Annotated in this window: 6 protein-coding genes and 1 pseudogene; 4 read left to right on the top strand and 3 right to left on the bottom strand. The window is 42.5% G+C overall.

Going from position 1 to position 5,085, the window contains the following annotated elements; translation table 11 throughout:
- Nucleotides 1–95, bottom strand: a pseudogene (locus ACZFYI_RS15510) (GNAT family N-acetyltransferase); the annotation flags it as partial.
- Nucleotides 96–206: 111 nt separating this feature from the next.
- Between ACZFYI_RS15510 and ACZFYI_RS15505 the strand changes: the two are divergent.
- Nucleotides 207–977 carry a type III pantothenate kinase gene (locus tag ACZFYI_RS15505; protein WP_462525038.1) on the top strand — a complete coding sequence of 257 codons (771 nt, stop codon included), beginning with the start codon at nucleotides 207–209 and terminating at the stop codon, nucleotides 975–977.
- Here ACZFYI_RS15505 and ACZFYI_RS15500 read toward each other — a convergent pair.
- A complete protein-coding gene (locus tag ACZFYI_RS15500; RefSeq protein WP_462525037.1) occupies nucleotides 971–1,645 on the bottom strand; it encodes a peptidoglycan DD-metalloendopeptidase family protein in 675 nt (224 codons plus the stop codon). The two genes, ACZFYI_RS15505 and ACZFYI_RS15500, sit on opposite strands and share 7 nt — an antisense overlap.
- Nucleotides 1,646–1,710: 65 nt before the next feature.
- Here ACZFYI_RS15500 and ACZFYI_RS15495 point away from each other — a divergent pair, with 65 nt between their 5' ends.
- A complete protein-coding gene (locus ACZFYI_RS15495) occupies nucleotides 1,711–2,667 on the top strand; it encodes a threonine ammonia-lyase (RefSeq protein ID WP_462525036.1) in 957 nt (318 codons plus the stop codon).
- Between the two features lie 78 nt (nucleotides 2,668–2,745).
- Here the strand turns inward: ACZFYI_RS15495 and ACZFYI_RS15490 are convergent, their stop codons facing one another.
- Nucleotides 2,746–3,258 (bottom strand): FKBP-type peptidyl-prolyl cis-trans isomerase, encoded by a 513-nt coding sequence (locus ACZFYI_RS15490; protein ID WP_462525035.1) that lies wholly within the window; start codon nucleotides 3,256–3,258, stop codon nucleotides 2,746–2,748.
- A 119-nt stretch (nucleotides 3,259–3,377) separates the two neighbouring features.
- Between ACZFYI_RS15490 and ACZFYI_RS15485 the strand changes: the two genes are divergently transcribed.
- A complete protein-coding gene (locus tag ACZFYI_RS15485) occupies nucleotides 3,378–3,962 on the top strand; it encodes a VTT domain-containing protein (RefSeq protein WP_462525034.1) in 585 nt (194 codons plus the stop codon).
- Between the two features lie 50 nt (nucleotides 3,963–4,012).
- Nucleotides 4,013–5,085: excinuclease ABC subunit UvrA (locus tag ACZFYI_RS15480; RefSeq protein WP_462525033.1), on the top strand; the 1,073-nt coding region annotated here is incomplete at its 3' end.

Here is a 5,085-nt window from a genome sequence, read left to right as displayed (position 1 = left end):
ACTTGCTCAGGTGCTTTTTCGTAAAGTGCAAGTTCTTTGACCAGTTCCAAAACCTTTGGCAGGTCTTCTATTTTTCCTTCTCTGATAGTATACATTTCGGAAAATTACCAAAAAACCCAAAGGCAAAAAATCAATTTATATATTTGGATAGATGGGACTTTGATGAGTCCCAATTAAGAAGTCAGTTTACTTAATTTTATTTGTGCATGTTTTTAGCAATTGATGCAGGAAATACCAATATCACCTTTGGTTTTTATGAGGAAGAATCAAAAAAATGGATCTATGAATACCGGATCAATACCCTGAAAGAACTTACCGTTCTTCAGATCGAACGCGAAATCCATTTGTTTTTCTTGGAAAACGGCATCAAAACCGATAAAATCACAGCCATTGGGATCTCCTCGGTTGTCCCGGAAATCAATCCGATCTTACAACAGTTTTGTAAAGAATACCTTGAAAAAAACTGCTACCTCATCCAAGGAAAGAGCTATCAAAATCTACAGGTCAGTACTTCAAGACCAAATGAAATCGGCACTGACCTGATGTGTAATGTGACCGCAGCGTATGAAAGGTTCAAGTCAGCGACCATAATTGTTGATTTCGGGACGGCTTTGACTTTTTCAGTTGTTGGTAATGATGGCAAAGTGCTTGGGGTAAATATCGTGCCCGGGCTGAAAACAGCGATCAAATCACTTTTTAACAATACCTCCAAATTGCCCGAGGTGGAGTTGGAAGTACCCGAATCAGCTTTGGGCAAAAACACCATCCATTCCATACAGGCCGGAATTATCTACGGCTATTCCGGATTGGTGAAGGGAATGCTTGAGACCATTCAACATGAGTTGGGTTATTCCTGCCACATTATTGCTACAGGAGGGCTTTCCTCGATCTTATCTACTTTGGAAGGTTCATTTGAAGTCATCGACCGAAACCTGACTTTGGAAGGAATCAGGTTGATAACTTTGGCCAATCAATAACCGATCAGTATAGCAGGATCAGGACAGATTTGCCTATACTTTTCGAGGTCACGATGGGAACATACTCCCGGAAAATCCCCGTGATTTCCCATCAGGTCGCACATCAGCTGAAAATGCAAATGAGGCGGCCAATCTCCGTTTTCGGGATAAGGACCGAGGTGACAAAATTTTTCTCCTTTGGAAATTGCTTGGTTGATTTTTAGATTTTCTAAGTCCGTTTTGGCCAAGTGACCATAGAGGCTGTAAAATACTTTCCCTTTGATTTCATGCTGCAAAATAATGGTTGGACCATAGTTGCCAAAACCGGCATTGTCATGAAAGCTGTGAACCACAGCATCCAATGGTGCAAAAACAGGAGTTCTTGCTTCGGCCCAAATGTCCACTCCCATATGGATATCCCGGAAGTCTGATTCTTGGGTGGCAAATACAGCACTTCGGCTATAGATAACCCTATGCTCAAAATATCCGCCATGACCAAACCTTTTTCCTGCCCTATTCAATAATCCAAAAACATAGCTGTTGAAGGTTTCTGTATTGGATATGTCAACCAAAGGAAGTTCAGGATTGGTGGGAGAAAAATCCATTTTGATGGAATTGGAGGCATCCAACTTTTCACCCATCACAGGAAAAACCGAAACATCCGAAAGTAAAGTTTCTATTGAAGGCATGTTTTTCATTTTGTTGCAAGATAAAAATTTTGTCAGGTTACAGGTCTTACACTATCTTTATTTCTATGAATGAAATTACCGCATTTCCCAGCATTGACGATATCATGGCTGCCCATGCCAGGATCCAGCCATTTATCCACCGTACTCCCATTCTCACTTCTGAGGCCATCAACCAGATCGCAGGATGCGAGATTTATTTCAAATGTGAAAACTTTCAGAAGGTTGGGGCATTCAAAGCCCGTGGTGCCGCCAATGCAGTGATGAAGCTGACCGAAGACCAAAAGAAAAACGGGGTGGCCACCCATTCCAGCGGCAACCATGCGGCAGCTTTGGCAAGGGCAGCTTCTGTAGCCGGAATCAAATCATACATTGTCATGCCATCCAATGCACCCGAAATCAAAAAGAAAGCTGTTGCAGGTTATGGTGGAGAAATCATTGAATGTGAACCTACATTGATAGCCCGGGAAACAACCTTAAAGGATGTCGTAGACAAAACCGGAGCGGTTTTTATCCCACCCTATGATTATTTGGATGTGATTGAAGGACAGGCCACCTGTGCCTTAGAAATGTGGGAAGAAGGAATTCCTTTTGATACCGTGATGGCGCCTGTCGGTGGAGGAGGATTGCTCAGCGGTACAGCGCTGACGACGAAATATATTTCACCAAAAACGCAAGTCATCGCCGGCGAACCTGAAGGGGCTGATGATGCATACCGTTCCTTCAAAGCCAAAGAATTGATTCCAATGGTGGGCCCAAAAACAATCGCTGATGGATTACTGACTTCCTTGGGTAAAATCAATTTTGAAATCATCATGGATTATGTGGATGATATCATCACTGTCAGCGAAGCAGAAATCATCGAAGCCATGCGTCTTGTCTATGAAAGGATGAAAATCATCATCGAACCAAGCTGTGCTGTTCCCTTGGCTGCATTACTGAAAAACAAAGAAAGGTTCAAAGGTCAAAAAGTTGGGATTATCCTTTCAGGGGGAAATGTGGATTTGGGAAAATTGCCCTTTTGATATCCTAACCTATGTAAGTTCAAAATGCCCATTTTTCAGAGAAAGATGGGCATTTTATATTTATTATATCTTCGCTAATCAATGATGATGTCCACCCTCACCATGCACATGACCGTGGTCGATTTCCTCAGGAGAAGCATCCCGGACTGATATTATTTCTCCCTCAAAATAAAGATCCAATCCCGCCAAAGGAGAATTGAAATCCATATGGACTCCCCTGTAATCAATCTTGGTGATTTCTCCCCTCAGCTGATTTCCCTGGTCATCCTGCATCGGGACCACTTGGCCCACACGAAGTGAACTCTTGGCTTTTTTACCGTCCTCCTTAAAGTTTGCCTTTGGGACAATCACTTTTTTGCTTTCGTCATAGTCACCATAGCCATGTTCAAAATCAATAAAAACTTCAAACTTATCTCCTGCCTCTTTTCCTTCAAAAGCAGCCTCCAATGCCGGTAGAACATGGCCTGTACCAAAAAGGAAGTGAAATGCCTGTTCTTTCTTGACGCTTTCAAAATGCTCTTTTCCGTTTTCTCCGTCGTCCACATGCAGCTCATAGCTGATTGCCACAACTTTGTTTTTCTCTATTTTCATGATAATGCTGGTTGACAATTTTTTCCAAATTAAACCAAAAAGGAACAAACCGGTTCAGCAAAACCGGGAAATCATTGGATTTCATTTTTATCTTTATTTGGAATTGAAGCATGGCAACTATGAGTTGGATTAAATTTTCAAATGAAAGGACCAATTTCCTTGTCAGGAACATCCTGAAAGGTTTTTTCTTTTTGGCTATATTGGTTTTGGTTTTTTACCTCCTGAGAAGTGGTACCTCTGAGGAGGACAGGATGGTTTGGTTTGGATCGATCTACAATAATCCCTATTTGGTATTGACTGTTTTCGTTGGATCTGAAATAATTTTCGGCATCATTCCGCCTGAAGTATTCATGCTTTGGTCTATGGAAACAGGGTTTCTAGGACCCTATTTCCTGAGTATAGGAACACTTTCTCTTATCTCTTACGGGGCAGGATTTTTAAACTTTACTTTGGGTAAAATGCTAAAGGAAAATTCAAAATGGCTCAACAGCAAAAACAAGTTCCTCATAAAATACAGAGAAATGTTTGACCAATATGGAAGCTATCTGGTAATCGTGGCTTCTTTGACACCTTTGCCTTTTTCTGCAGTGGCTTTGCTGGCAGGCGCCGGTGGATTGGACAAGACAATTTACCTGCTTTACAGTCTTTTTAGAATCCTGAGGTATTTTGTCTATGCCTATATTCTTTGGCAGATTCAGGTCTAAACTTTCCAACAAATTACCTTTTCAGCTGTTGTTTGGGTAACTTTGCATTTATGAGTTTACGCACCGAATTCCAATCCCCTTCTATAGATAACCTTGACCCCAAGGAATACATCATCATCAAAAATGCCAAGGTCAACAACCTCAAAAGCCTCAGTGTAGCCATCCCGAGAAACAAACTCGTGGTGGTCACCGGACTTTCAGGTTCAGGCAAATCCTCCCTCGCTTTTGATACATTGTTTGCCGAAGGCCAAAGAATGTATGTAGAAAGTCTGAGTTCCTATGCCCGTCAATTCCTTGGCAGAATGGAAAAGCCCGATGTCGAATACATCAAAGGTGTCTCCCCGGCCATAGCCATCCAACAAAAAGCAAGTACCAAAAATCCCCGCTCCACCGTGGGGACGACTACTGAAATATATGATTACCTCAAGTTGCTTTTTAGCAGAATCGGAAAAACGATTTCTCCTGTCAGCGGTGACGAGGTGAAGCACCACACTGTCACAGACGTGGTGGATTTTATCCATACTTTCGAAGAGGGAGAAAAAGTAATGATCTCCTGCCCCCTTCAGCAGATGAATGGCCGGACGATGCTAAAAGAGATGGAATTGCTACTTCAGAAGGGTTTTACCCGAGTACTAGTAGATGGGGATGCCTACTTTGTCGAAGATTTGGTAAGGGCGCCCTCACTCCCAAAGGGAAATTACCAGATTTTGATCGACCGGATTTCTATCCAAAAAGAAGACGAGGACAATCAGTTCAGGATAGCCGACTCAGTACAAACGGCATTTTATGAAGGTCACGGTGAGTGTATGATTACTATTCCCGGTAAGGAAAAGAAAACCTTCACCGATCGCTTTGAATTGGACGGAATGAGTTTTGAGCTGCCTTCTGTCAACTTTTTCAGCTTCAACAATCCCTACGGGGCCTGCAAAAGATGTGAAGGATTTGGTTCTGTATTGGGTCTTGATCCTGACTTGATCATCCCCGATAAAAGCCTTTCTGTCTACGAAGGTGCCATCGCTCCATGGCGTGGAGAAAGTTCAGGAAAGTGGTTGGAACCCTTGGTCAAAAAGGGAATCTACTTCGATTTTCCGATCCACCGAGCTTTCGAAGATTTGGATGAAGC

This window comes from Aquiflexum sp., from assembly GCF_977115555.1.
Note: the sequence above shows the minus strand (reverse complement) of the source record. Positions and strands in the feature narration are given on the sequence as shown.